Source organism: Moraxella sp. CTOTU46934 (assembly GCF_031979465.1).
Classification (GTDB): domain Bacteria; phylum Pseudomonadota; class Gammaproteobacteria; order Pseudomonadales; family Moraxellaceae; genus Faucicola; species Faucicola tetraodonis.
This window is the reverse complement of record NZ_DALZEG010000011.1, coordinates 1-23,652: the sequence shown is the minus strand read 5'-3', so window position 1 is coordinate 23,652 and position 23,652 is coordinate 1. Positions and strand designations below refer to the sequence as shown.

The 23,652-nt window shown below is 42.9% G+C and carries 23 protein-coding genes, 1 tRNA gene and 1 pseudogene; 7 read left to right on the top strand and 18 right to left on the bottom strand.

Annotation, left to right across the window (positions count from 1 at the left end):
• Nucleotides 1-213: 213 nt before the first annotated feature.
• From RTN07_RS08930 to RTN07_RS08920, 3 genes are all read left to right on the top strand, one after another.
• On the top strand, nucleotides 214-402 hold the full coding sequence (locus tag RTN07_RS08930) for a hypothetical protein (protein ID WP_007116099.1): 189 nt from the start codon (nucleotides 214-216) through the stop codon (nucleotides 400-402).
• A 26-nt stretch (nucleotides 403-428) separates the two neighbouring features.
• On the top strand, nucleotides 429-614 hold the full coding sequence (locus RTN07_RS08925; protein WP_007116100.1) for a hypothetical protein: 186 nt from the start codon (nucleotides 429-431) through the stop codon (nucleotides 612-614).
• A gap of 248 nt (nucleotides 615-862) precedes the next feature.
• Nucleotides 863-938: transfer RNA gene (locus RTN07_RS08920), tRNA-Glu, on the top strand.
• 184 nt (nucleotides 939-1,122) lie between these two features.
• Here RTN07_RS08920 and ispD read toward each other — a convergent pair.
• From ispD to RTN07_RS08895, 5 genes are all read right to left on the bottom strand, one after another.
• Nucleotides 1,123-1,941, bottom strand: a complete 819-nt coding sequence (gene ispD, locus RTN07_RS08915) for a 2-C-methyl-D-erythritol 4-phosphate cytidylyltransferase (RefSeq protein WP_312177537.1) — start codon at nucleotides 1,939-1,941, stop codon at nucleotides 1,123-1,125.
• Nucleotides 1,942-2,017: 76 nt separating this feature from the next.
• On the bottom strand, nucleotides 2,018-2,368 hold the full coding sequence (locus tag RTN07_RS08910; protein WP_159675891.1) for a septum formation initiator family protein: 351 nt from the start codon (nucleotides 2,366-2,368) through the stop codon (nucleotides 2,018-2,020).
• A gap of 160 nt (nucleotides 2,369-2,528) precedes the next feature.
• Nucleotides 2,529-3,869, bottom strand: a complete 1,341-nt coding sequence (gene eno, locus RTN07_RS08905; RefSeq protein ID WP_065262635.1) for a phosphopyruvate hydratase — start codon at nucleotides 3,867-3,869, stop codon at nucleotides 2,529-2,531.
• Between the two features lie 179 nt (nucleotides 3,870-4,048).
• Complete coding sequence (locus RTN07_RS08900; RefSeq protein WP_312177534.1) at nucleotides 4,049-6,343, bottom strand: heavy metal translocating P-type ATPase; 2,295 nt, start codon at nucleotides 6,341-6,343, stop codon at nucleotides 4,049-4,051.
• A gap of 37 nt (nucleotides 6,344-6,380) precedes the next feature.
• Entirely contained in the window at nucleotides 6,381-6,593 is a 213-nt protein-coding gene (locus RTN07_RS08895; protein ID WP_312177531.1) for a heavy-metal-associated domain-containing protein, read from the bottom strand.
• Between the two features lie 97 nt (nucleotides 6,594-6,690).
• Here RTN07_RS08895 and RTN07_RS08890 point away from each other — a divergent pair, with 97 nt between their 5' ends.
• Nucleotides 6,691-7,131 carry a MerR family DNA-binding protein gene (locus tag RTN07_RS08890; RefSeq protein WP_312177529.1) on the top strand — a complete coding sequence of 147 codons (441 nt, stop codon included), beginning with the start codon at nucleotides 6,691-6,693 and terminating at the stop codon, nucleotides 7,129-7,131.
• Between the two features lie 9 nt (nucleotides 7,132-7,140).
• On the opposite strand, the gene RTN07_RS08885 is transcribed toward RTN07_RS08890, so the two are convergent.
• The 7 genes from RTN07_RS08885 to RTN07_RS08855 all read right to left on the bottom strand — a co-directional run bounded on the left by RTN07_RS08885 (nucleotide 7,141) and on the right by RTN07_RS08855 (nucleotide 16,812).
• The gene (locus tag RTN07_RS08885; protein ID WP_007116109.1) at nucleotides 7,141-7,434 is read right to left on the bottom strand and encodes a heavy-metal-associated domain-containing protein; all 294 of its coding nucleotides are present in this window, start codon (nucleotides 7,432-7,434) and stop codon (nucleotides 7,141-7,143) included.
• A gap of 150 nt (nucleotides 7,435-7,584) precedes the next feature.
• A complete protein-coding gene (gene kdsA / locus RTN07_RS08880; protein WP_099807605.1) occupies nucleotides 7,585-8,448 on the bottom strand; it encodes a 3-deoxy-8-phosphooctulonate synthase in 864 nt (287 codons plus the stop codon).
• A 123-nt stretch (nucleotides 8,449-8,571) separates the two neighbouring features.
• Nucleotides 8,572-10,200, bottom strand: a complete 1,629-nt coding sequence (locus RTN07_RS08875) for a CTP synthase (protein WP_312177526.1) — start codon at nucleotides 10,198-10,200, stop codon at nucleotides 8,572-8,574.
• Between the two features lie 147 nt (nucleotides 10,201-10,347).
• Entirely contained in the window at nucleotides 10,348-11,433 is a 1,086-nt protein-coding gene (locus RTN07_RS08870) for a porin (RefSeq protein ID WP_138018785.1), read from the bottom strand.
• A 404-nt stretch (nucleotides 11,434-11,837) separates the two neighbouring features.
• On the bottom strand, nucleotides 11,838-12,869 hold the full coding sequence (locus tag RTN07_RS08865) for a porin (protein WP_138018784.1): 1,032 nt from the start codon (nucleotides 12,867-12,869) through the stop codon (nucleotides 11,838-11,840).
• Nucleotides 12,870-13,269: 400 nt separating this feature from the next.
• Nucleotides 13,270-14,394, bottom strand: coding sequence for a porin (locus tag RTN07_RS08860; protein WP_312177523.1), 1,125 nt, complete (start codon nucleotides 14,392-14,394; stop codon nucleotides 13,270-13,272).
• 240 nt (nucleotides 14,395-14,634) lie between these two features.
• The gene (locus RTN07_RS08855; protein ID WP_312177521.1) at nucleotides 14,635-16,812 is read right to left on the bottom strand and encodes a malate synthase G; all 2,178 of its coding nucleotides are present in this window, start codon (nucleotides 16,810-16,812) and stop codon (nucleotides 14,635-14,637) included.
• Between the two features lie 269 nt (nucleotides 16,813-17,081).
• On the opposite strand from RTN07_RS08855, the gene RTN07_RS08850 reads away from it, so the two are divergent.
• Nucleotides 17,082-17,729 (top strand): MiaE family protein, encoded by a 648-nt coding sequence (locus tag RTN07_RS08850; RefSeq protein ID WP_282441370.1) that lies wholly within the window; start codon nucleotides 17,082-17,084, stop codon nucleotides 17,727-17,729.
• A 130-nt stretch (nucleotides 17,730-17,859) separates the two neighbouring features.
• On the opposite strand, the gene RTN07_RS08845 is transcribed toward RTN07_RS08850, so the two are convergent.
• The 5 genes from RTN07_RS08845 to mtgA all read right to left on the bottom strand — a co-directional run bounded on the left by RTN07_RS08845 (nucleotide 17,860) and on the right by mtgA (nucleotide 22,279).
• Nucleotides 17,860-18,114 carry a hypothetical protein gene (locus RTN07_RS08845; protein WP_312177519.1) on the bottom strand — a complete coding sequence of 85 codons (255 nt, stop codon included), beginning with the start codon at nucleotides 18,112-18,114 and terminating at the stop codon, nucleotides 17,860-17,862.
• A 63-nt stretch (nucleotides 18,115-18,177) separates the two neighbouring features.
• Nucleotides 18,178-18,528: a hypothetical protein gene (locus tag RTN07_RS08840; protein WP_312177516.1), complete on the bottom strand. Its 351-nt coding sequence runs from the start codon at nucleotides 18,526-18,528 to the stop codon at nucleotides 18,178-18,180.
• A gap of 127 nt (nucleotides 18,529-18,655) precedes the next feature.
• Nucleotides 18,656-18,859 (bottom strand): hypothetical protein, encoded by a 204-nt coding sequence (locus RTN07_RS08835; RefSeq protein ID WP_312177513.1) that lies wholly within the window; start codon nucleotides 18,857-18,859, stop codon nucleotides 18,656-18,658.
• Nucleotides 18,860-19,210: 351 nt separating this feature from the next.
• The gene (gene ppk1, locus RTN07_RS08830) at nucleotides 19,211-21,409 is read right to left on the bottom strand and encodes a polyphosphate kinase 1 (RefSeq protein WP_312177511.1); all 2,199 of its coding nucleotides are present in this window, start codon (nucleotides 21,407-21,409) and stop codon (nucleotides 19,211-19,213) included.
• Between the two features lie 87 nt (nucleotides 21,410-21,496).
• Nucleotides 21,497-22,279 (bottom strand): monofunctional biosynthetic peptidoglycan transglycosylase, encoded by a 783-nt coding sequence (gene mtgA / locus RTN07_RS08825; RefSeq protein ID WP_312177508.1) that lies wholly within the window; start codon nucleotides 22,277-22,279, stop codon nucleotides 21,497-21,499.
• Between the two features lie 92 nt (nucleotides 22,280-22,371).
• On the opposite strand from mtgA, the gene RTN07_RS08820 reads away from it, so the two are divergent.
• Both RTN07_RS08820 and RTN07_RS08815 read left to right on the top strand, forming a co-directional pair.
• Nucleotides 22,372-22,659 (top strand): glutaredoxin family protein, encoded by a 288-nt coding sequence (locus tag RTN07_RS08820; protein WP_312177506.1) that lies wholly within the window; start codon nucleotides 22,372-22,374, stop codon nucleotides 22,657-22,659.
• Between the two features lie 92 nt (nucleotides 22,660-22,751).
• Nucleotides 22,752-23,033, top strand: a pseudogene (locus tag RTN07_RS08815) (alpha-hydroxy-acid oxidizing protein); the annotation flags it as partial.
• Between the two features lie 96 nt (nucleotides 23,034-23,129).
• On the opposite strand, the gene RTN07_RS08810 reads toward RTN07_RS08815, so the two are convergent.
• Nucleotides 23,130-23,495, bottom strand: coding sequence for a hypothetical protein (locus RTN07_RS08810; RefSeq protein WP_312177503.1), 366 nt, complete (start codon nucleotides 23,493-23,495; stop codon nucleotides 23,130-23,132).
• Between the last annotated feature and the right edge of the window lie 157 nt (nucleotides 23,496-23,652).

Sequence of the window (23,652 nt, the reverse complement as noted above, 5' to 3'; positions counted from 1 at the left end):
CTTGCTGCAACCGTGTCAGTTGCCAAAGCGTTTTTTAGACAATTATCTTAACGTAAAAATATGAAAAAGTGAAAAAAAGTGCTTTTGTAGACGCTTATTACAGTGTTTGAAAATAGCCAGTAACATCGCTACCACACATCATTACGTGAATGACGTAAAATAGCTGTTAAGACCTGTTACACTAATGCTAACAATAATAAAAAGGACTCTTTCATGGGCGTAGATAACAGTATTTGGACTACTATTATTATGTATATGATTGCTGCCGTAATCTTAGGCATATTAACATATTTATGGCTAACGTTCCGACTCAAGAAAAAACAGCGCGATGATGCGATTCGTAATCAAACAATGGGAGCTAATCAAAGTATTGATAGCCAGCGCATCGATAATCAGCGTTAACTTAGATTGTCTCACAAGGATCAAGTATGCAAGTAGATAGTCAAATCTGGATGACCATTTTAGGTTTTATCAGTTTATCGATTGTGATTAGCATCGTAACCCATTTTTGGATTCGCTATCACTTAAAAAATAAAGCCGCTAATCTGCCGCCGCAATCTCATACGACGCGTGCTCATACAACATCTGAGTCGCATCAGAAAAATCACTCATAAGCACGGTGTGAAATTTTTAGACAACACTTTTTAGAAAACACTGTAATTAAGCGCATTAGTTGGCTAATGCGCTTGTCATGCCGCTCTATTAACCATCATGGGTCACCGTATGATGGGCTAATTGTTAAAAATATAAAAAAATACATAAAAAACAGTTGACGGCAAAAATAAAAATATATATTATACGCTCCACTTCGACATTAACGGTGAAAGCGGTCGAGGTCACGCTATAAACTAAGCGTGCTAGTGTCCCCATCGTCTAGAGGCCTAGGACATCGCCCTTTCACGGCGGTAACCGGGGTTCGAATCCCCGTGGGGACGCCAATTTTTTTAGTGGTAACGCTAAAAAATACAGTTAAAAAGCCATGCTAATCTAGTATGGCTTTTTTGTTTTTGTGGCTTTATAAATTCTCATTGCCGTTTTTTGCTCGTGCGCTTTTTTTGTTATGGGCTTCTTTTCTTATGCGGTTTTTAGCGGTAACCTCAATTTGTTGCAAAGCCATTTTTGCTAAGGTTTTGCCAAATACACCTGCGCAAACTGCAAATCCTCTGGAAACGTCAGTTTGATATTGCTATGACTGCCTTCCACCAATAACGGCTGTTTGCCAAAATGCTCAAATAAACTGGCTTCATCAGTAAACGCAATCGTTTGCTCAATGGCTTGGGTTAGATAATCATACAGTGTTGCCAATGGAAAAATCTGCGGGGTTTGTGCTAGCCACAACTGACTGCGATCAAGCGTTTTTTGTGCCAACACTTGGTCTTGTGAATGGATGATTTGTTTGACCGTATCGCGCACCGGTACTGCTAATAAGCCACCCGCTGGCTCCTGCCCATGCTCTTGCTGTGACTGTTGCAAAAATTGCTGCGTGGTCTGCGTGATCAATTTTTCTATATCGCTCGGATTGACACAAGGACGCGCAGCATCATGAATAAGCACCCAATGATTATCATACGCATGATGACTGTCCTTATCACTGAAGGCCTTGTCACTGAGGGGATTTTGATATTGTTGCCAAATCGTTTTCACGGCGTTAAACACCGAATTCATCCGCTCTTTGCCACCTATCACCCACTCGATTGGCATGCTAAAGTTAAGTGTTTTGGCAATCGTATCTTCTTCAGAAATCACCAAATAGCAAGTGCTTAGCTGGTGGACTTTGCTTAGCGCCGCTATGCTGTGTTGGAGCACCGTCTGACCGCTAATATGGGCGTACTGTTTTGGCATTTGACTACCAAAGCGTTTGCCAACGCCTGCAGCGACGACCACGGTGTCAATCGTAAAGTTGTTAGATAAATTGGCAGGTATTGTGCTAAGTTCTGACATGGCGTCTTTTCAACAATAAAGTAAACAGTTGACAGTAAAAATTGAGACAAATATAACTTTGGCAGTTCTTATGCTTTTATGGGTGAGACGTGGCGGTGTTGTGGGCGGTCGGTGTGACCACATCGGTACTATACACACTGCTAGCGGTCGACATTTGCACAAAAGTTTCGCCTTGTTTGATTAAACCTAAATCAGAGCGAGCGTGTTCTTCCACCGCTTCAAGTCCGTTTTTTAAGTCTTTAACATCGGCAAGCAATACTTCATTGGCTTTTTGCTGATCGGTATTGATGGATTGCTGTTCGCTGATTTGTTTATTTAATGCTGCCAAATCGCCCCGACCATTGGTGCCAAACCAATACTGGTATTGTAGACATACCAACACAATCACCGCAAAAATAATCATAAACAGTTGACGCAAATAAGTCATGACAGCACTCAATAATAAAAACTTTTGGCATAAAAAAACCTTACCCCACGCATTGTAGCAAATTCAATGTCATGGGGTAAGGTTTTTATCACTTCAATGCTTTATCAAGCTTTAATACTTAAGCTTTTAGAGTTAATCTTTTAGCGCTAAGCTTTTAAAGTTAGGCTTTTGGGTTGCGTAACCCGATAAACTCGTCAGCACCGTGGTAGCTTGCAGTGACCATCTGCTCGATACGAAGCAATTGGTTATATTTGGCAACACGGTCAGAACGGCACAGTGAGCCTGTTTTGATTTGACCTGCAGCTGTCCCCACGGCTAAGTCAGCGATGGTGCTGTCTTCAGTCTCACCTGAGCGGTGTGAGATGACGGTGGCATAGCCATTTTTCTTCGCTAGATAAATCGCGTCTAAGGTTTCTGATAACGTGCCGATTTGGTTAAATTTAATCAAAATCGCATTGGCAATGTGTTTGTCGATACCTTCTTGTAGGATTTTTGGGTTGGTCACAAACAAATCGTCACCCACGAGCTGTACTTTGTCGCCCAATTTTTGCGTTAAGTACGCCCAGCCATCCCAATCGCTTTCATCTAAACCATCTTCAATCGAGATAATTGGGTATTGGCTCACAAGACCTGCTAAATAATCCGCAAAACCTTCTGAACTAAAGGCTTTATTACCTTCGCCTTCAAGTACGTATTGACCGTTCCCTTGCTCATTTTTATGGTAAAACTCTGATGAGGCACAATCAAGCGCTAAGTAAATGTCTTTACCTGCGGTATATCCTGCTTGCTCAATCGCTTGCATGATGACAGTAATCGCTTCTTCGTTTGAGCGTAAGTTTGGTGCAAAGCCACCTTCATCACCGACGGCGGTGTTCAAGCCTTGTTTTTTTAGCACAGATTTTAGGCTATGAAACACTTCTGTACCCGCACGCAACGCTTCACCGAAGCTGGTGAAATTAACAGGCTCAATCATAAACTCTTGGATATCAACAGTGTTGTCCGCGTGGGCACCGCCATTTAGGATGTTCATCATCGGCACCGGCATCGATAGTGATGTTTGCCCACGTAGGTTAGCAATGTACTGATGAAGTGGCAGTTTTTGTGATTGTGCGGCGGCACGGGCTGCTGCTAAAGATACTGCTAAGGTCGCATTGGCGCCCAATTTTTCTTTGTTTTCTGTGCCATCAAGCGCTAATAATTTGTTGTCAATGTCTTGTTGTTTTGATACGTCCATATCAACGAGTGATGAACGAATTTCACTATTGACGTTGGCAACGGCTTTTTTGACCCCTTTACCTAGATAGCGTGATGCGTCACCATCACGCAGCTCAAGCGCTTCACGTGAACCTGTCGATGCACCCGATGGCGCGGCTGCACGACCGATAGTACCATCCGCTAAAATCACATCGGCTTCAATGGTTGGGTTGCCGCGTGAGTCCAAAATTTCGCGGGCAATGATATCTTTGATTTGGTTATTGGTGGTGGTTTCTTCAGCGTACATGGCTTTTTCCTTGGCTGTCACAATCAACAATGGGATTGTTAAAATACAAATGGGGTGGTTTTATCATAGCATATTTTAACAGGTTTTAGCAGCTTATCACTATCGCCCGTAGGTCATGCATAACAATGCATAGCCAAGTAAAATCAGCCCCAACAGGTTGTCAAAATAACCATAAGCCGTTAGGAAATGACCTTCATGCGGGTCAGTCGCAAAGCATTGAGTAGTACAGAAATCGAGCTCAGCGCCATCGCCGCTGCCGCTATCATTGGATTGAGTAGACCAAACGCCGCTAACGGTATACCAAGACAGTTATAGATAAACGCAAAAAATAGGTTTTGCTTGATATTACGCAGGGTTGCACGGGCAATTGTGACCGCATAATCGACATGTTTGAGCGACTCGCCCATTAGCCTTGCCGTGGCGCTATGCTTGGCAATATCGGTTGCGCCTTCTACCGCAAAACTTGCAGTCGCCGTTGCCATTGCAGGCGCATCATTCACCCCATCCCCCACCATTGCTACTTTTTTGCCTTGTTGTTGCCATTCATCAATGCGCTGCGCTTTGTCACGTGGTGACAGCTCGCCAAGTGCCTTGCTGGCGTTAATCTGCTCACCCACATAATCTACCACCGATTGCTTGTCACCACTCATCACTATCACATCTAGATGATGGGCTTGCAGCGACGCAATCACCTTAACACTGTCTGGTTTGAGCTCGTCAGCTAGCGCAAAGGCTGCCACAGGGGTGTCATCGATACTTACTGCCACTTGACTGGCAATTTGCCAAACGGGATTGGCTTGGGTAGTCGCTGCAGGCAACTGAAGATTGGCAAAACTTGGCGTGCCGATTTTCACCCGCCCAATAGTTGCTACCTGTGCCTGTATCCCCTGCCCGAGCACTGTCTCTACATGGCTTATGGTAAATGTCGCTGGATTTTGAGGCGTATCAGTCTGTTTATTGTAGGCTTCAGCATAGTTCACTAGCGTGGTCGCAAGCGGGTGGTTCGCATGACGTTCGACACTGGCAACGAGCTGCAGCAGAGCTGCTTTATCTAAGTTAAACAGTTTTAGATTGTCATCTATCAGGTACGATGCCGATAATTGGGGTTTACCTTGGGTGATGGTGCCTGTCTTATCGAGTACTACTGTATCAATTGCACCTGCCGCTTCTAAGGCTTGCGCATCTTTAAACCAAACCCCTGAGCGTGCTGCCACACCCATGCCCGCCATGATGGCTGACGGCGTCGCCAGTCCCAATGCACAGGGGCAAGCAATCACGAGCACCGCCACCGCGCGCATGAGTGCCGTGTCAAACGCGCCTAAGAACCAATAATTGGCAAAAAAAGTCAACAAAGCGATGGCAACCACCACCGGCACAAAGATACCCGCGACTTTATCGGCGATACGGGCGATATGGGCTTTACTGCCTTGGGCGTCGTTGAGCGCTTGTATCATATCGCCAAGCCGTGTTTGACTGCCTTTGGCGGTGACTTGGTATTCAAAGCTGCCGTTTTCTACCATGGCACCTGCCAGCACCGTACTGCCAATATGTTTAGACAGGGGCACTGATTCACCCGTCAAATGGCTTTCATCACACCAGCCTTCGCCAGCGGTGACGATGCCATCGGTGGCAATGCGACTACCTGCTTTAGCACGTAAAATTTGACCGGCCGTGACTTGCTCAAGGGGCAGGGTTTGCCACTGCGCATCTTGGCTTTGTGGATTGGGGTTTTTAACTTCCACTTGCTCAGGGGTGAGCGCTAATAGCAAATTGATGCTATTTAGGCTATGTTTTTTGGTACGGGCTTCTAGGTACTTGCCCATTTTGACAAAGGCAATCACCATCACGCTGGCTTCAAAATACACATGGGGCATACTATGCGCCATTCCATCATGTCCCATTTGGGCTGTGGTTTGCAGATAGCTCAACCAACTATAGGTCGAATACGCCCAAATTGTCAGTGTGCCAAGCACCACCAACACGTCCATATTGGCAAGACCGCCTTTGATACTCGCCCAGGCACTTTTGTAAAACGCTGTCGCCAAGCCAAACTGTACGATAGTTGCCAACACAAATTGTAGCCATAGCGGCGGCATCAGCGCGTGACTGCCCATCATCATGCCTGCCATACCAATCAAAAAAGGCAGCAAGCAAATCCAAACCGCAATCAAGTTGTAGGGCACTTTCTGCTCATGGGCTTCATGCGCAAATAGCGCGTTCTGCGGCTGTACTTTTGCCTCATAGCCTGTCTTTTTCACCCATTCTACAATCTGCTCGGCGTTGGTTTGTGAGGCATCAAACTGCACCTGCGCCACTTCATTGGCATAGTTGACATTGGCTTGCATTATCGCAGGCTTTTTATTGAGCACTTTTTCGATGCGGCTGGCACAGGCTTGACAAGTCATGCCATCGATATCAAGAATGATTTGCTCGGTATGGGCGTTGTCTGACGCGTGTATCGATTGGGTAGTCATGATAGTGTCTCTCTTATGGTGTCTTTGCGTGGCGTCGTTATACTACGTCAAAGCCAGCGTCTTCAATCGCTTCTTTAAGCGTGCTTTGTTGTACTTGGCTGTCATCAAAGCTGATGGTTGCGTTGTTATGGTCAAGGCTGACATCGACAGATTGTACCCCTGCCAATTGATTGAGGGCATTGGTTACGCTTTTGACGCAGCCGCCACAAGTCATGCCTTGGATATTTAAGGTGATGGTTTGGGTTGTCATACTACGCTCCTTTTTTACGTTCTTTAAAAAAAAAGATTGATTTATCACACTGTGGTATTACTATAAACCTTAACATTAGGTCAAGGTCAAGCAAAAAATGAATATTAATGAAGTCGCTAAATTGACTGAATTATCACCTAGGCAAATTCGTGATTACGAAAAACTCGGTTTATTACAGACCATCCAGCGCACCGACAGTGGTTATCGTGTCTTTAGCGATACCCAATTACAGCGTCTAAAATTTATCAAACATGCCCGTGATGTGGGATTTTCATTAGCGCAAATTGAAGCGTTATTGGCTCTACAAGACAACAAAGAGCGTAGCAACGCCCAAGTCAAAGCATTAACCCGCAATCACATCAATGAACTAAGCGATAAAATACAGCGGTTACAATCAATGAAAACCGCCCTGCAAGGATGGCACGATAGTTGTTTGGGAGATGGCTCGCCTAACTGTAGTATTCTAAAGGGCTTGCAAGATGGCGTACAAAATGACTCAGTGATCAAGCACGCTTGCCGCACCGAGCGTAGCCACTGAACAAGCGATTTAGGAAAGTCTACCATCTTTTGCCAAATCACCCGCTAAAGTGCGATTGTTGGCAGGGTTGGCAGGTGCTTCAATCGGGAACGGCTCGGTGATATAGTCCACATTGGTCAGCGCAGCTTTGAAGGCAAAAACTGACGTCTGTGTATCATCAAAGCTGACAATCACGCGATGATTTTCAGGCTCAAGATGTACTGCCTGCACCCCGCCGATGGTGGTTAAAGCTTTCATGACTTCCTCATAGCCTGCAGGGTCATGAATGCCTTTTAAATCGTACGCGACTGTTTGAATTGCCATGGTTATTCCTGTATTTATGCTGTGGGTTATAAAATATTGTTCTAGTTCTATAACCTAGCACTATAACGTAGCCAAAAAAAGCCTCGTTATCGATTGATAACATTTTAATAACGAGGCGTTGCAAATTTGTGTTAAAAGGTCGAGTAAAAATTAGTGGGTATCTAACACCTCAAACCCTTTGACTAAGGTATCAAGCTGTTTTAACTGGGCTAAGAACGGCTCAAGCTGGCTCAGCCGCAGCGCACAAGGACCATCGCATTTGGCAACATCAGGATTTGGATGCGCTTCCAAAAATAACCCTGCCAATCCTGTTGCCATGCCAGCGCGTGCTAACGTGGTAATCTGTTCTCGGCGACCGCCTGCACTGTCTGCTCTTGCACCCGGCTGCTGCAAGCTATGGGTCACATCAAAAAACACGGGAACCTGCATTTTTTTCATAGTGTCAAAGCCAAGCATATCGACAACGAGATTGTTATAGCCAAACGCGCTGCCACGCTCGCACAAGATGATTTTATCATTACCGGCTTCAAGGCATTTATTGATGATATGTTTCATCTCATGGGGTGCCAAAAACTGTGCTTTTTTGACATTAATAATCGCACCGGTTTTTGCCATCGCTGCTACCAAGTCGGTTTGTCGGCTCAAAAACGCGGGCAACTGGATAATATCCGCCACTGCTGCCACAGGCTCAGCTTGGTACGGCTCGTGTACGTCAGTGATAATGGGCACATTGAACGCTTTTTTGATATCGCTTAGCCAGTCGATACCTTTTTCCAGACCTGGACCACGAAATGAATACAAGCTTGAGCGATTGGCTTTATCAAAACTTGCCTTAAACACATAGCCGATATTTAAACGCTTACAGATTTCAATATAGCTTTCAGCAATTTCAAATGCCAAATCTTTGCTTTCTAGTACATTCATGCCGCCAAACAGCACAAACGGTTGATCATTGCCGATGGTGATATCATTAAGCTGAATGTGAGATTGCGGTGTCGGTAAGTTAGTGGTCATAGGGCTCTCAGTATGTTGTTAAAGTTTTTATTGATTGTCACTATAGCATAATTGGCTAGATACAAAGCCAGCCAAAAACAAAAAAACCACCTGTAACAGATGGTTTTTTGTGCATCATAAATACTATTTTTTGGTTTGTTTAGCGGCTGCAACAAAGCTATTGAACAATGGATGACCACCGCGTGGTTGGCTGGTAAATTCTGGATGAAATTGTACCGCGATATACCAAGGGTGATTGGCAATCTCTACTGACTCGACCAAATGCTGTTTGGCTGAATAACCAGAAATTTTCATACCGGCATTTTCCAGCTGTTCGATATAGCGACCATTCATTTCATAGCGGTGACGATGACGCTCAGTAATCACAGGGCTGCCATAGATTTGACGCAGTTTGCTGTCTTCCACAAGCTCGGCTTTTTGGGCGCCTAAACGCATGGTACCGCCCAAATCTGAGGCGTCACTACGCACTTGTAGTTCACCTTTTTCATCAAACCATTCTGTAATCAAACCAATCAATGGCGCTTTGGTTTTTTTATCAAACTCTGTTGAGTTGGCGTCAAGACCCAATACATTGCGCGCAAACTCAATGACGGCTAATTGCATACCCAAACAAATCCCTAAATAAGGCACATTGTTTTCGCGGGCATAGCGAATTGCTTTCATTTTACCCAAGGTGCCGCGCTCACCGAATCCACCAGGGACGAGTACGGCATCGGCAGCTTTAATATGCTCAAACAGGCTGTCATCGTTTTCAAGTTTTTCGGCATCGACATAGTCAATATTGACTTTGACATTATTTGCCACGCCCGCATGTAGCAAGGCTTCATTGATTGACTTATAGGCATCAGGCAGTTCGACGTATTTACCCACCATCGCCACAGTGACGGTTTCTTGGGTATTTAACAACGCTTGGGTAAACTGGTGCCAATCACTCAAGTCCGCCTCTGGGGTATCTAACCCAAAGCGTTCACAAATCAAATCATCTAAATGCTGGGCATGCAGGATACTTGGAATTTGATAAATGGATTTGGCATCTGGGCAAAGGATAACGGCACGTTGCTCAACATTGGTAAACGATGCAATTTTTAGGCGATTATCATCGCTAATCGCATGTTCACTACGACAAATTAACACATCAGGCTGCAAGCCAATGCTGCGTAATTCTTTGACTGAGTGCTGGGTTGGTTTGGTTTTGCTCTCGCCTGCACTCGCGATATAAGGCACGAGGGTTAAATGCATCAGCATCGCATTGTTGCGACCAAGTTCAACTTGCATTTGACGCACCGCTTCCATGAATGGCAAGCTTTCAATATCACCGACAGTACCACCGATTTCAATCATGGCAATATCGTAGCCTTCGCCACTGGCACGGATACGCGCTTTGATTTCATCGGTAATATGCGGAATGACCTGTACCGTACCGCCCAAATAATCACCGCGACGTTCTTTCTCAATCACTGCCGAATAAATACGCCCACTGGTAAAATTGTTGCGTTGCGTCATTTTTGAGTGGCGCAAAAAACGCTCGTAATAGCCCAAATCAAGGTCAGTCTCTGCGCCATCTTCGGTAACAAATACTTCACCATGCTGAAACGGGCTCATTGTACCTGGATCAATATTGATATAAGGGTCCATTTTGGTCATGGTGACTTTCAGACCACGTGCCTCAAGAATCGCGGCTACCGATGCAGCAGTGATACCTTTGCCAAGTGAAGAAACGACACCGCCAGTTACAAAGATGAATTTTGTCATGTTATCTATTTCGCTCGTTGGTAAAAAAGAATTTTACTCGAAAATGCTTAGGTTTAGCAAAAAATTATTTTTATCAATAAATCGCGCACTCATAAAAAAATCCACTCATCGCTGAGTGGATTTTTTGATAGCAAATTCTAGTAAATATTAGAATTTGTATTCTAAACCTGCACCTAGACCAAAACCACTTGCATCTAGATCAAAACCATCTTCGCTAGCTTCAATTTTGCTGTAACCAGTATATAGGTGACCAGTTGTTGCAGCATTAAAACCATATTTACCACCAACTACAAAACGTGAACCATCTAAGCCATCAAGACCACTCATGTTTTTTACCATATCGCCTTGTGCGTAAGCTTTCCATTTTGTAGCAGGAATCGCGTATGAGCCGCTTAGAGTAAATAAGTTCTCATTTTTATCTTCATCTAAATCTGTAACTTGATATAGTGCGCCTAATGTAGTAGCAGCATTTACATCAAATGCTCCACTTACGCGCGCAGTGCTGAAGTCGCTAGATTTGATATAAGTAGCACCTGCACGGAAAGGTTGGTTAGTTGGCTCATATTTTAAGCCTGCACCGAATGCTTCTGATTCAGTCCATAAATCAGTTGAATTTTTTTCTTCCATAACATACATGCCCATGAACTGAAGACCATTATATGATGGAGAGAAGTAAGCAAGGGAATTATTAGCGCGATTACCGTCCCAAAATGCCAAGAATTTTACTGTCTCGCCTTCGTCAACACCTAAAATATCTGCTGTTTCTTCATCAGCAGCTTCGACGCTGAAACCTGTGCTATAGGTGTCATATAGACTTACAGTTTGACCTGCGTAATTGATATTATCATCGATTGCAGACAAACGACCAGCAACTAAAGTACCATATTGTTTGTTTGATAGACCAATATAAGTATCGCGTGAACGGAAGTTTTTACCTTTGTCCGCATCAACATCAATACCATATTCTAATTGATACACTAGGTCAGTATTAGCTGTTAATGCTTCCGCACCTTTAAAACCGATACGTGAACCTGTCAAATTACTTGAACCTGTAGAATTTAGTTGGGTGGTACTATAATCTTCATCGATTAATTTATCACCATCTTTTTTTACTGTTAAGTTACCATCAACATAGTCAGTAGTTAACAGAACGTTACCGTAAACTGTTGGAGCAGCATTGGCAGCAGAAACTGAAAGTGCAGCGACAGCTGTGGCTAAAAGTAATTTTTTCATAGGACATCTCTATCAGTAAAAACAAATTTTAGATAACTGGTGACTTGTCAGCACCACTACCTCTCCGAATAACCAAAGCAAGAAAACTATTACTTTGATTACTATTAATAGCGTCAACTATTAATTGTATAAATCTAGCAATAAAGTTTGAATATATTTACAATTTCTTCTTACTAATTACTAAAAACATACTTCTAACTACTAGGATAACAATTTTGAAATATTTTGAAATATTTTGCAATATTTTGCAATAGTTTTTACAATTTTTATATCATTTGTGATTTATTTTTAATCAAATTGATAATTGTTGATTTTTGTCAAGATAATAGCGAACGTCATTTTTCCAATAAAAAAGCTAACTAAAGAATTAGTTAGCTTTTACAGCAATCTAAAAGTTAGATATATTAGAATTTGTATTCGATACCCGTACCTACGATAGTGTCATCTTTATAGTTGTCACGGCTGATTTGACCCGCGTAAATGTGACCCGTGGTCGCTTTATTGAATGCGTATTCGCCGCCTACCGCAACTTCTGAACTATCATTATTACCGAAATCAGTGTTGATATATTGCGCTTTCGCAGTCCATGGTGTATTAGCAATAGCATATTTACCAGAGATTAACCAAGTTTTAGCATCATCATTCTCGTTGAATAAATCAGCATTTTGGTATAACGCACCCAAGGTCAGACCCTGCACCATGTTCATTTTGCCCATGTCTACGGTGCCCGCTAAACGCCATGCTGTATCTTCAACACCCATGTTATTGTCATAACCTGCGGCTAAATAAACACCATTTTGATCATAAACCAATGAAGCAGAATAACCGTTCGCACCTTCATCTTTTTCGGTAGCAGGACTGTCAGTATCTTTATCAACTTCAGACAAGCTAACAGCCGCTGTAAAAGTCACTGGCATACCAACAATGGTCGGTGATTTATAAGCCACCATATTGTTAGCACGGTATTCACCTAGGTTGGTATACCCACGTGGACCGGCATTATAAATACCCAAAGTATCAGCATTAGCATCGAATACGTCGGCATTGCCTTTAGCCAATTTAAATGGGGTGTCATGACGACCCGCAATTAAAGTACCTAAAGTATTGTGTGCTAAGCCGATATAAGTGTTACGTGAAGTAAACTGGGTACGGTCATCATCTGGGCTTACACCGTATTCTAACTGATAAACCAAGTTGACAGTGTCAGTTAACTCCTCGCTACCTTTAAACCCAATACGTGATGCGTTTGAGTTTAGTTTGACTGTACTTTCGTCATTAGGTGCTGAAGTTGCAGTAGCACTGGCACGGTAGTTATCATCGTAATTCGTATCAGTGTAGTCAGCTGTCAAAAATACTTTACCATATACAGTAGGTGCAGCATGGGCAGCAGAAACTGAAAGTGTAGCGACGGCTGTGGCTAAAAGTAATTTTTTCATAGGTCCTCTCTATCAGTAAAAACAAATTATAGATAACTGGTGACTTGTCAGCACCACTACCTCTCAAAAATGACAACTAAGGCAATTAATTGTCTTATTTGAGTTAATAGCTTGCACTATTAATTGTATAAATCTAGCAACAATCCTAGCAATAAATTACATTACCATCATTTTTGTTACTAAATTCATACTTCTCCCTTATAGAATATCAATTCTGAAATATTTTGCAATAGTTTTGTTAATTTTTACGTGATTGTAAGTTTATTTTTAATCTTAGTGACATAATATTCTTTCTAGTATTAAATCATATTTTTTTTAATTAATTTTTTAGCGTTAATGAAAATAAAAAAGCTAACTAAATAATTAGTTAGCTTTTACGATAAACTAAGAGCTAGATATATTAGAACTTGTATTCAATACCCGTACCTACGATAGTTTCATCTTTGTTATTGTCACGGCTGATTTGACCAGCGTAAATATGACCGGTTGTGGCTTTATTGAATGCATATTCGCCACCGACTGCGATTTCATCGGCATCGGCATCTTTTACGCCTTTTTCGTCAGTGGTATTAACATACTGCGCTTTAACTGCCCAAGGTGTGTTAGCGATTTTATACTTACCACTAATCAGCCATGATTTTTCATCTTCACTGGCTTTTTTGTTAACACGGTTGTTGTTAACGATGCTATACTGATCGTAGTATTGGCTTTGTTGGTATAGAGCACCCAAAGTTAAACCTTGTACCATATTCATTTTGCCCATGTCTACACCAGCAACCAAACGCCAAGTATTATCGATAACGCCAGTGTTTACATTGTTAGCCCCCATATCTTTATCATAGGCACCGGCTAAATAAATACCATTTTGGTCATAGGCTAATGATGCAGAATAACCATTGTCTTTAGTTTTTCTATCGCGATATACAGCAGGTTTTGCAGGCGTTTTAACAGTACCGTCAGCATTTTTGACAACATCAGTCGCAGCTGTCACTAAAACGTCGCCATCTGTATCATTTTCAGATAATGCAGTGGCTACCATAAAAGTAACTGGCATACCGACAAGTGCAGGTGATTGATAAGCTAATACGTTGTTAGCGCGATTTTCACCTGAAACGCCCGCATTCGCCATATCAAATAAGGTGTCATTAAATACGTCAACTTTGTTTTGTACAAGTTTTAATGGGGTATCATGACGACCCGCTAGTACAGTACCGAGCGTGTTGTGGGCTAAACCTACATAAGTATTACGTGATTTAAACTGTTGGCTATCGTCATCAGGGTTGATTTGATATTCTAATTGATAAATAAGTTTAGTGGTGTCAGTTAAATCGTCGTCACCTTTAAAACCGATACGTGATTGATTAGAGGTAAGTTTAAATGTATCTTCATCTTTTTTATTAGATGCGTCGTAGTCTGTACTAACATAATCTAAAGTTAAAAATGCTTTACCATATACAGTTGGTGCAGCATGGGCAGCAGTGATTGAAGCTAAAGCGATGGCTGAAGCGATTGCGATTTTTTTCATAAGGATTTCTCCACAGTATCCTAGGTGAAACTACACAGATGCGTAGCAATTCTTTTGTATAGATAGATTTTGCCAACAATTTGTTACAAAACAATGAAAAAGTTAACAGAATCTAAATTTAATTGTGAAATTAGAGTAATTCACTCTGAAACATTTTGCAATATTTTTATGCCATAAAAAAACCACCAGTTACAAATCTGATGGTTTTTTGAATGATTGATAGGTTTGAATGGCTAAAATCTAGTTAGCTTTGAGATTAAGACGGGCTTGATGTAACAATGGCTCAGTATATCCGCTGGGTTGTACGGTACCTTTAAAGATAAGATCACGCGCTGCATTGTATGCCCAAGTATTGTAGTCATTTGCCATTGGGATATAGGCTGGATCGTCTTTGCTTTGCTCATCGACCATTTTTGCCATACGTTTGAGTACGTCATCCACTTGTTGTGGCGTCACAACCCCATGCGCTAGCCAGTTGGCAACGTGCTGGCTAGAAATACGCAAGGTAGCGCGGTCTTCCATCAAGGCAACGTCGTCAATATCCAGTACCTTAGAACAGCCAACGCCTTGGTCAACCCAGCGCGCTACATATCCTAAAATACCTTGAATATTGTTTTCAAGCTCGGCAGTTTTTTGCTCATCTGTCCAGTTGGTATCCGTAGCAAGTGGCACGGTCAAAATGTCATCAAGCTTGGCAGGCTCGCGGTCTTTGATACTATCTAACACGTCCATGACGTTGGTTTCATGGTAGTGCATGGCGTGAAGCGTCGCGCCCGTCGGCGATGGTACCCAAGCACAAGTCGCGCCTGACTTTGGATGATTGGACTTGGTGGCAACCATTTCTTTCATGTTATCAGGTTTTGCCCACATGCCTTTACCGATTTGCGCTTTACCAGGTAGACCTAATTTGACGCCCATGTCTACGTTCCAACGCTCATAAGCATTGAGCCAATCGGTATTCTTCATGTCGTTTTTACGGACAAAGGGACCCGCCTTCATACTGGTGTGCATCTCATCACCGGTACGATCCATAAAGCCTGTGTTAATAAAGATAACGCGGTTTTTAGCAACACGGATACATTCTTTTAGGTTAACGGTAGTACGGCGCTCTTCATCCATGATACCGACTTTTAAGGTATTCTCGGGTAGGTCTAACGCTTTTTCTACCGCTGAGAATAAATCCACTGTAAATTGCACTTCTTCTGGACCGTGCATTTTTGGTTTTACGATATACATTGAACCTGTACGTGAATTGCTTAAGCTGTTTTTACCCAAGATATCTGGCAGGCTACACAGGGGGGTGATTAGCGCATCCATAATACCTTCATAAATTTCTTCTTGTTGGCCGTCAAAATCGACTAAAATCGCGGGGTTGGTCATCAAGTGACCGACGTTACGAATCAGCATCACTGAACGGCCGTGCAGGGTAACTTTGCCACCATCTGGCGCGGTGTATTCACGGTCGGGGTTCATGGTACGAGTGGTTTGTTTGCCATTTTTTTCAAAGCTGTCTTTCAGGTCGCCTTTCATCAACCCAAACCAGTTGCGATATACTTCTACTTTCTCTTCAGCGTCAACGGCAGCGACTGAGTCTTCACAGTCTTGAATGGTGGTAACCGCAGCTTCCATCAAGACATCTTTGATGCCTGCAGGGTCATCTTTACCCACATGGCCTGATGGGTCGATTTGGATTTCGGCATGTAGGCCGTTGTTTTTCAGTAAAATACCCGTTGGATTTGCCGCATCGCCTAGGAAACCTGCAAATTTTTCTGGCTGGGCTAATGAGGTAGTTTTGTCACCTTGGCGTATCACTAATTTACCGTCTTCAACCTTAAAACCGGTGACGTCAGCATATTGACCCTCAGCTAAGGCAAAGTTGGCATCCAAGAAGTTTTTGGCGTATTTTACCACTTCGGCACCACGAACAGGGTTGTAGCCTTTGCCTTTTTCTGCACCATTGGTTTCATCGATGACATCGGTACCATATAGCGCATCATACAAGCTGCCCCAACGCGCATTTGCTGCGTTTAGCGCATAACGGGCATTGCGTACAGGTACCACCAACTGTGGGCCTGCGATATGGGCGATTTCGTCATCCACGTTTTGGGTCTCAACCAAAAAGTCATCGCCTTCTGGGACGATGTAGTTGATGTCTTTTAAAAATTGGGTATAAGCGGCTTTGTCGATTTGACCGTTGCTAGCGGGGTTTTTGTCATGCCAGTCATCGATTTGGGTTTGAATCTCGTCACGTTTTGCCAACAATGCTTTATTACGGGGTTGGAATGTTTGGACAATTTTTTCAAATTCTTGCCAATATTTTTCGTTATCGATGCCCACGACTGGCGTAACTTCATTGGCAATGAAGTTATAAAGCTGTGTATCAATCGCTAGACTACCCTTCTGAACGCGTTCTGACATGGCATTTTTCCTTATGTTTTGGTCTAAAATAGCAAAAAATTCACATTTGATTATACGAACATCATTTATAAAAATAAAGAAATAAAAACTATTTATTTTTTAAATAATCGTTATATATAAATTTTTGTGCCAAGGGTTTTATTACTGATTTTTGGTAAAATATCACTTTATTAACGTGTCAATAAGTGAGTAATTCTTTGTCAAATTCCGCTCTTATCAACAACCCAGTACAAACGGACGGCAGTTTTGATGAATTAGCCGTCATCGACTTGGATAACGATAACTCTGTCTATCAGCCAAAACCCATTGATATCACCCCTGTTTTGGCGTTTTTGGGTAGTACGACGTCGGATAAATGGCTAAAAGCTGCGATGGCAGATTTGCCGACTATCATCCAAGATCATGCCAATTGTGAAAAAAAAGCCGCAGGCACTGCGATGAATTTGATTTTTCGCTATATGTCGCATACTGAGCTGCAATTAAAGCTTGCTCAGCTGATTCGAGAAGAAATGCTCCATTATGAGCAAGTGATGGGATTGATGGCAGAGCGTGGACAAGCATGGCAACATATTGCTGCAGGTCGCTATGCTGCAGGTATGCTCAAACATAAACGCACTTATGAGCCGCAAGCGATGATAGACACGTTAATTATTGGTGCTTTCATCGAAGCCCGATCGTGTGAACGTTTCTGGGCACTGTCACAAGTGATTGAGGATGAGCGTTTGGCAAAATATTATCGCTATTTGCTAAAATCAGAAAGTCGTCATTTTGAAGATTATCTGGCATTGGCACAAAGTATCAGTGACGAGCCGATTGATGCGCGGGTGGCGTTTTTTCGTCAAGTAGAGGCGCAGCTTATCGATGAACCAGATGATGAATTACGCTTTCATAGTGGGGTACCCAGTTGGATTGCGTAAGGTTGGATTGCGTGAGGTTTTTGTAGACTGTAACGATAAAAAAAAGCTAACCATCAAATGGGGTGGATGGTTAGCTGTTATGGTTAGCTATTAGAATTTAATCCTTAAACTGACTCACTGCAACTTACTGTCACTCACTACCAACGCTTGGAATAGAGCCATCAGGATTGATAGTGCGTTTTTGGGCATTTTCCGGGGTAGCATAAAGATTGCGCTCATTAATGGTGTCGCTTTTTAGCTGTTCATTACCAACCGCGTCCCTACCAAGGGTATGTTCATTGACATTATCGTCAAACGCTTGTCCCGGTTGGTTACGACGATCGACGAACTCGGCAGACTTATCGCCTAAGTTAACGTGTTTGGTTTGTGCTTCTGGTGAATTCATGGTCATTCCTTTTTGGGTATCAACGCAATAAAATGCTTAGACCTAACTTAGTCACATCGAAAATTAGTGATCTCGGTCGGTATCTACACTACCATCTGATAACGTATGAAGTGAATTTTCTGCATTGAGGTTAGCTTCGGCAGTTTGCTGTAATTTCTGCGCTTCTTCATCAGAAATACGTGCCACATTCTCATCCGATAATTCGCCATTCGCCACGTCTTCTGCTGATTGGACTTTCACCGCCGCTTGTGGGGTATTATCAAAAATATCAGGCGTTTCCATTGAGGGTGACATGCCTGTTGTGACACCATCCCCTGATTGGTGGGTGACACTGTCTTCTACTGTGACGGCTTGCGGGGTCACAGCAACACCCGTTTTTGGGTCTACAATTTCTACGTTATTTTGATTTTGCATTTTTTATTCCTTTAATTAATTGTTATCGCTCAATAAGTTATTATTTTTATCAGTTGATCTGCATAAATTAGTCAATCAAAACTGAATGATTAAAAGCTTAGTATTTAAAAGTTTAACAATTAAAATTTTAATGGTTGTCAGTACGCAATGAGTCGTCAATAAACGGGGTATTTTCACTTTTGTCTAAGTCTTGTGGCTCACCTTTCACGCTATTTTGCTTGTCCAAATTTTCTGATAATTGACTGGGATCCACATTTTCTGTCGCTTTTTGAATCTCGGTTTGGTTGCTTGACTGATTCTGTGATTGATTTTGTGCTTGATTCTGTGACATGGTAATTTTCCTTATGATTTTTTAGTACCAATTCAAGTCAAAGATTTTAATCAAAGACTTTTAAACAGAGCGCGATTAAATTTTTATGTAAAAAAATAGCCAATTCAATCGCTTTCATACTTTTGCTTTTATAAGTTCGATAGTAGCAAATAAAGGCGGTTAGTGATAAGTATTCGCGTAACAAGCTGTTATCACTATGTGATAAGTGTTTAGCTGTGTGAAATTTTGGCAGATTTATTACTATTCGGTAAATTTTGAACGCTGCGTGTAAATCAACGCGGTCATCAACAAAAAAACCGCCATCTTCTGTAGATAGCGGTGCAATTAACTCAAAACTCGTGACTAGCAAAATTAGCTTTTTCTGGTAATTTTGGTCAATAAATAATCTTGTGCCGAGAATGCTGCTTCACCTTCACGAGGGGTAATCGCTCGCCATGTGCCTTTGGCATCAAGCTCCCATGCATTGACGTTGTCTTTGAGGTAATTGTGCAAATCTTCCATAATGCGTTTAAAGACGATGGGGTCTTCAATGGGGAAAGCCACTTCAACACGGCTAAACAAATTGCGTTCCATCCAGTCTGCACTGGCGCAATATAAACGGTAGGTGCGTTTGCCATTAGCATTGGGATTTTGATGCCCATTGGCAAAATAATACACGCGGGTGTGCTCCAAAAAACGCCCAACGATAGAGCGCACGGTGATGTTGTCAGATACGCCGGGTAATTGCGGACGAATACAACACATAGACCGTATAATCAGATTGATTTTAACGCCTGCTTGCGATGCTTCATATAGCTTGTCAATCAGTAATTTTTCGGTCATCGCATTGACCTTGATGATAATGTGCGCCTCTTTGCCTGCTTTGGCATGGGCAATTTCGTTGTCAATAAAGCCCATGAGTCTGTCATGTAAGGTGAAGGGGGCATGCAGTAGTTTTTGCACTTTGGCTGGCTTGCCCATGCCTGTGAGTTCGTTAAAGATTTTATGCACATCTTCGGTGATTGCTTCATTGGCGGTGAATAAACCATAGTCGGTATAAGCTTTGGCATTGCCCGCATGGTAGTTACCCGTGCCCACATGCACATAGCGGCGAATTTTGTCTTCCTCACGGCGTACAATCATCATCAGCTTGGCGTGGGTCTTGTAGCCGACGATGCCATACACCACCACTGCCCCAGCCTGCTGCAGAAAGTTTGCTACTTCGATGTTGGATTTTTCATCAAAGCGCGCGCGTAGCTCAATCACCGCGGTGACTTCTTTGCCTTTACGCGCAGCTTCCGCCAGCGCTTGGACAATTTCAGAATTTGTCCCCGAGCGATAAAGGGTTTGTTTGATGGCTAATACATGCGGGTCATTGGCGGCTTGGCGCAAAATGTTGACCACAGGTGAAAACGAATGAAACGGGTGATGCACCAATACATCTTGCTTACGAATGGCATGGAACACATTTTCATTTTTGTCCAAGCTATCACGGCGAAACGCTTTGGGAATGGCATGATTAAACGACTGATAACGCAAATTTGGGATTTTAAAATCAAACAACAAGCGCGTCAAATTGACAGGACCATTGACACGGTATAGCTGCTCTTGGCTTAAACCAAACTCATCAAGTAGATAATCCACCATCGGCTGTGGGCAATAGGTCGTCACTTCTAAGCGCACTTTGGCACCAAATCGTCGGTTCTCTAACTCACCTTCCAACGCTTTCGCCAAGTCTTCGACATCATCGGATAAATCTAAATCGGCGTTACGGGTCAAACGAAATTGGTGGCAGCCAGTGACCGTCATGCCAGGGAACAAGTCTTCGATATGCCCGTGAATCACTGCGGTGAGCATGATATGATGTTCTTTACCGCCTGTCAGTTCATTGGGTAAGCGAATAACCCGCGGTAAGCTTCGGGGTGCAGGGACAATTGCCATGTTAATATCGCGACCAAAGCCATCTTTGCCCTCTAAGCCCACCATAAAATTCAAGCTTTTATTGACCAATCTAGGAAAAGGATGCGCAGGGTCAATACTAATCGGCGTCAGCACCGGCGCGACTTGTTCGGCAAAGTATTTTTTTACCCATGCGGCTTGCTCTTGGGTCAATTCATCACGTTTTAAGTAGCGAATGTCTTGCTCCGCCAGTGCAGGCAAAATTTCATCGTTCAAAATACGGTATTGCTCATCTACCGCATGATGGGCGATTTCAGAGATATATGACAAAACCTTACTGGGACGCATACCATCGATACTGCTCACCACATCGCCCATTTGTACTTTTTGCATCAAGCCTGCGACACGGATTTCAAAGAATTCATCTAAATTGGATGAAAAAATGATCAAGAAAAATAGTCTTTCAAGCAGTGGGTGGCGGGGATTGGTGGCTTGGGCGAGTACCCGCTGATGGAACTGTAACAGTGACAATTCACGATTAAAATACAGCTCGCTATCGTTTTGTTGGTATTCAAACACGTTTGGGTAGCAAATACTGTTAAAGCCTAGTATCGGATTAATTTCTGATACATACTCTTCGCTGGGTCTATCTTGTTTAGCAGTGTTTGGCATAGCACAGTCCTTTTATGGTCAAGCATTTTTAACAGTGTAAAGTTAACAATGTAATGATAAGCGTGTAATGATAAATGAGTTTCTTGACTACTCAGTGTCAGGCAAATCTGCCGCACCCATGCGCCGTAGAATGATTTGGGTTTTGTTAAGCAGACGTCGGTCGTTACGGTTGCCTTCAAAATATTTGGGATTAGGTAGCATAGCAATCAAAGATGCGGCTTGTCGCTTGGTCAAATGCGCTGCCGACTTATGGTAGTAGTGCTGAGCGGCTGCTTCAATGCCATACACGCCTTTGCCAAACTCTGCGACATTGAGATAAGCAAGCAAAATCCGCTCTTTGGTCCACAGGTTTTCAATCATCAAGGTAATTAACGCTTCTTCGCCTTTGCGAAAATACGAGCGATTGGGGTATAAAAATAAATTCTTGGCAAGCTGTTGGCTAATGGTTGAGCCGCCCGCGCTTATAGCTCCCGCTTTTTCATTTTTCTTAATCGCATTCTCAATGCCCTGCACATCAAAGCCAGCGTGATTGACAAAGTTGGCATCTTCGCTGGCAATCGCCGCGCGTTTTACATTCACCGAAATTTGATTATCATCCACCCAGGTCTGACTGACAGGGGCAAAATTGCCCAAGCGATACAGTATCATGAACATGCTGTTGTTGATAGGCTGGGTTTTCCAGACAACCAATAAGGCGGCAACTATGACATGAAACGCAACAAAACAGGCAATAACAATGAGCAAAATACGCTTGAACCAGCCGCCAACACCGATACCGCGGTTGGTGGGTGGTAAAGCTGTGTTGACACGTTTGGGCTTTAACGACATTTTGGTAGCAGTTTTTTTGGTAGTTGGTTTGGATTTAGGCACGATGTATTCCTAGCGGCGGGGCAAAAGCAGCGATGGCTTAAGCTAAAAATATAACGTATTATGGCATTTTTGGCTATATGCTAAGGCAGAATATGTCCGACTTCGACGCGCAAAACATGACAAACCCGCACGATAAAATTATGGCTAACCCGACTACTTGGCGATTATATGGCACAGTGGGCTGTCATCTGTGTGAAATCGCTGAAAGCTTATTGCTGCAAGCACAAGCCGTTGCCGATATACGCTGGCAGTCGATTGATATTGCCGATTTACCAGAACAAGAGATGCTGGAATTTGCTGATAAAATACCTGTGCTAGTTACCGCTACCAAGACGTTATATTATCCTTTTTCCATCATGGATATTATGGCGTTAAGCTGAAAAGCCAATATAGATTATTGGCATACTATTAAAAATTTAATTCATTATGTCTTGGCAGATTTTTTTATCATCAACGCCATGCCACTAGCTGCGAGATTTTCTTGGGCAGTGGCGTACGCTCAGGTCAAGAGGTGCTCAAAGCCATTGCCCTTGGTGCAAAAGCCGCCATGATTGGTCGGGCATTTTTGTATGGCTTGGGGGCGTATGGCGAGGACGGTGTGCGCCGCGCGCTTGAAATTATCTACAACGAGATGGACATCAGTATGGCATTTGGTGGCTATACCAATATCCAACAGGTGAGCAAAGATATTCTCATCAAAGGCACGTATGAAGACTTGCTGACTCGTCCCTTCATTGTGCGAGAGCGTACTTAGTTGACCGTAGCAAACAGAAGGACGGATGTTAAGTGTTTGTGCACTTTGCCCGTCCTTTTGCTAACCTCTTGTTAACAGCTTTTTTTAAAGCTGATTTTAAAGCTTAGGTAATTGTTTTTGAAGCAGGCTTGCATCCATTTCCCGCGCTTCAAAACCCTGCGCTTCTCTCCAGCCTGCTTCATCACCAAAGTACAAGCGATTAAATTGTTCATCACGATAAAACCGCATGGGCTGACCATTGTCGCCTTGAATCACAAAATTTTGTACAACTTCGCGAAATTTGGCACGGATATTGGCTTCATTGTGGTCGCTTGCAAGCGTCGGGGTGATGATATAAGCCAAATCGCTGTAAAGCTCGGGGCTTAACTGTCTAAACACCGCCTTGTTCTCAAGTAACTTGTGGACGATACGCTTTATATCGTCCAAACCAATCGTGCCTTCATGAAGTTCAAGAAACATCATTTTGATTGCCTCAATGTGTACCAGTGTGTATCGCCAAAAAAATGCTAGTATAACGATTAGCAGTTGAAAAATTAGTGGTTTAACGATTAGTAGTATAAACCCTTAGAAGCTGTATTCACAAGCACATATTTCTCAACAATTGAGTGATATGAGCAAT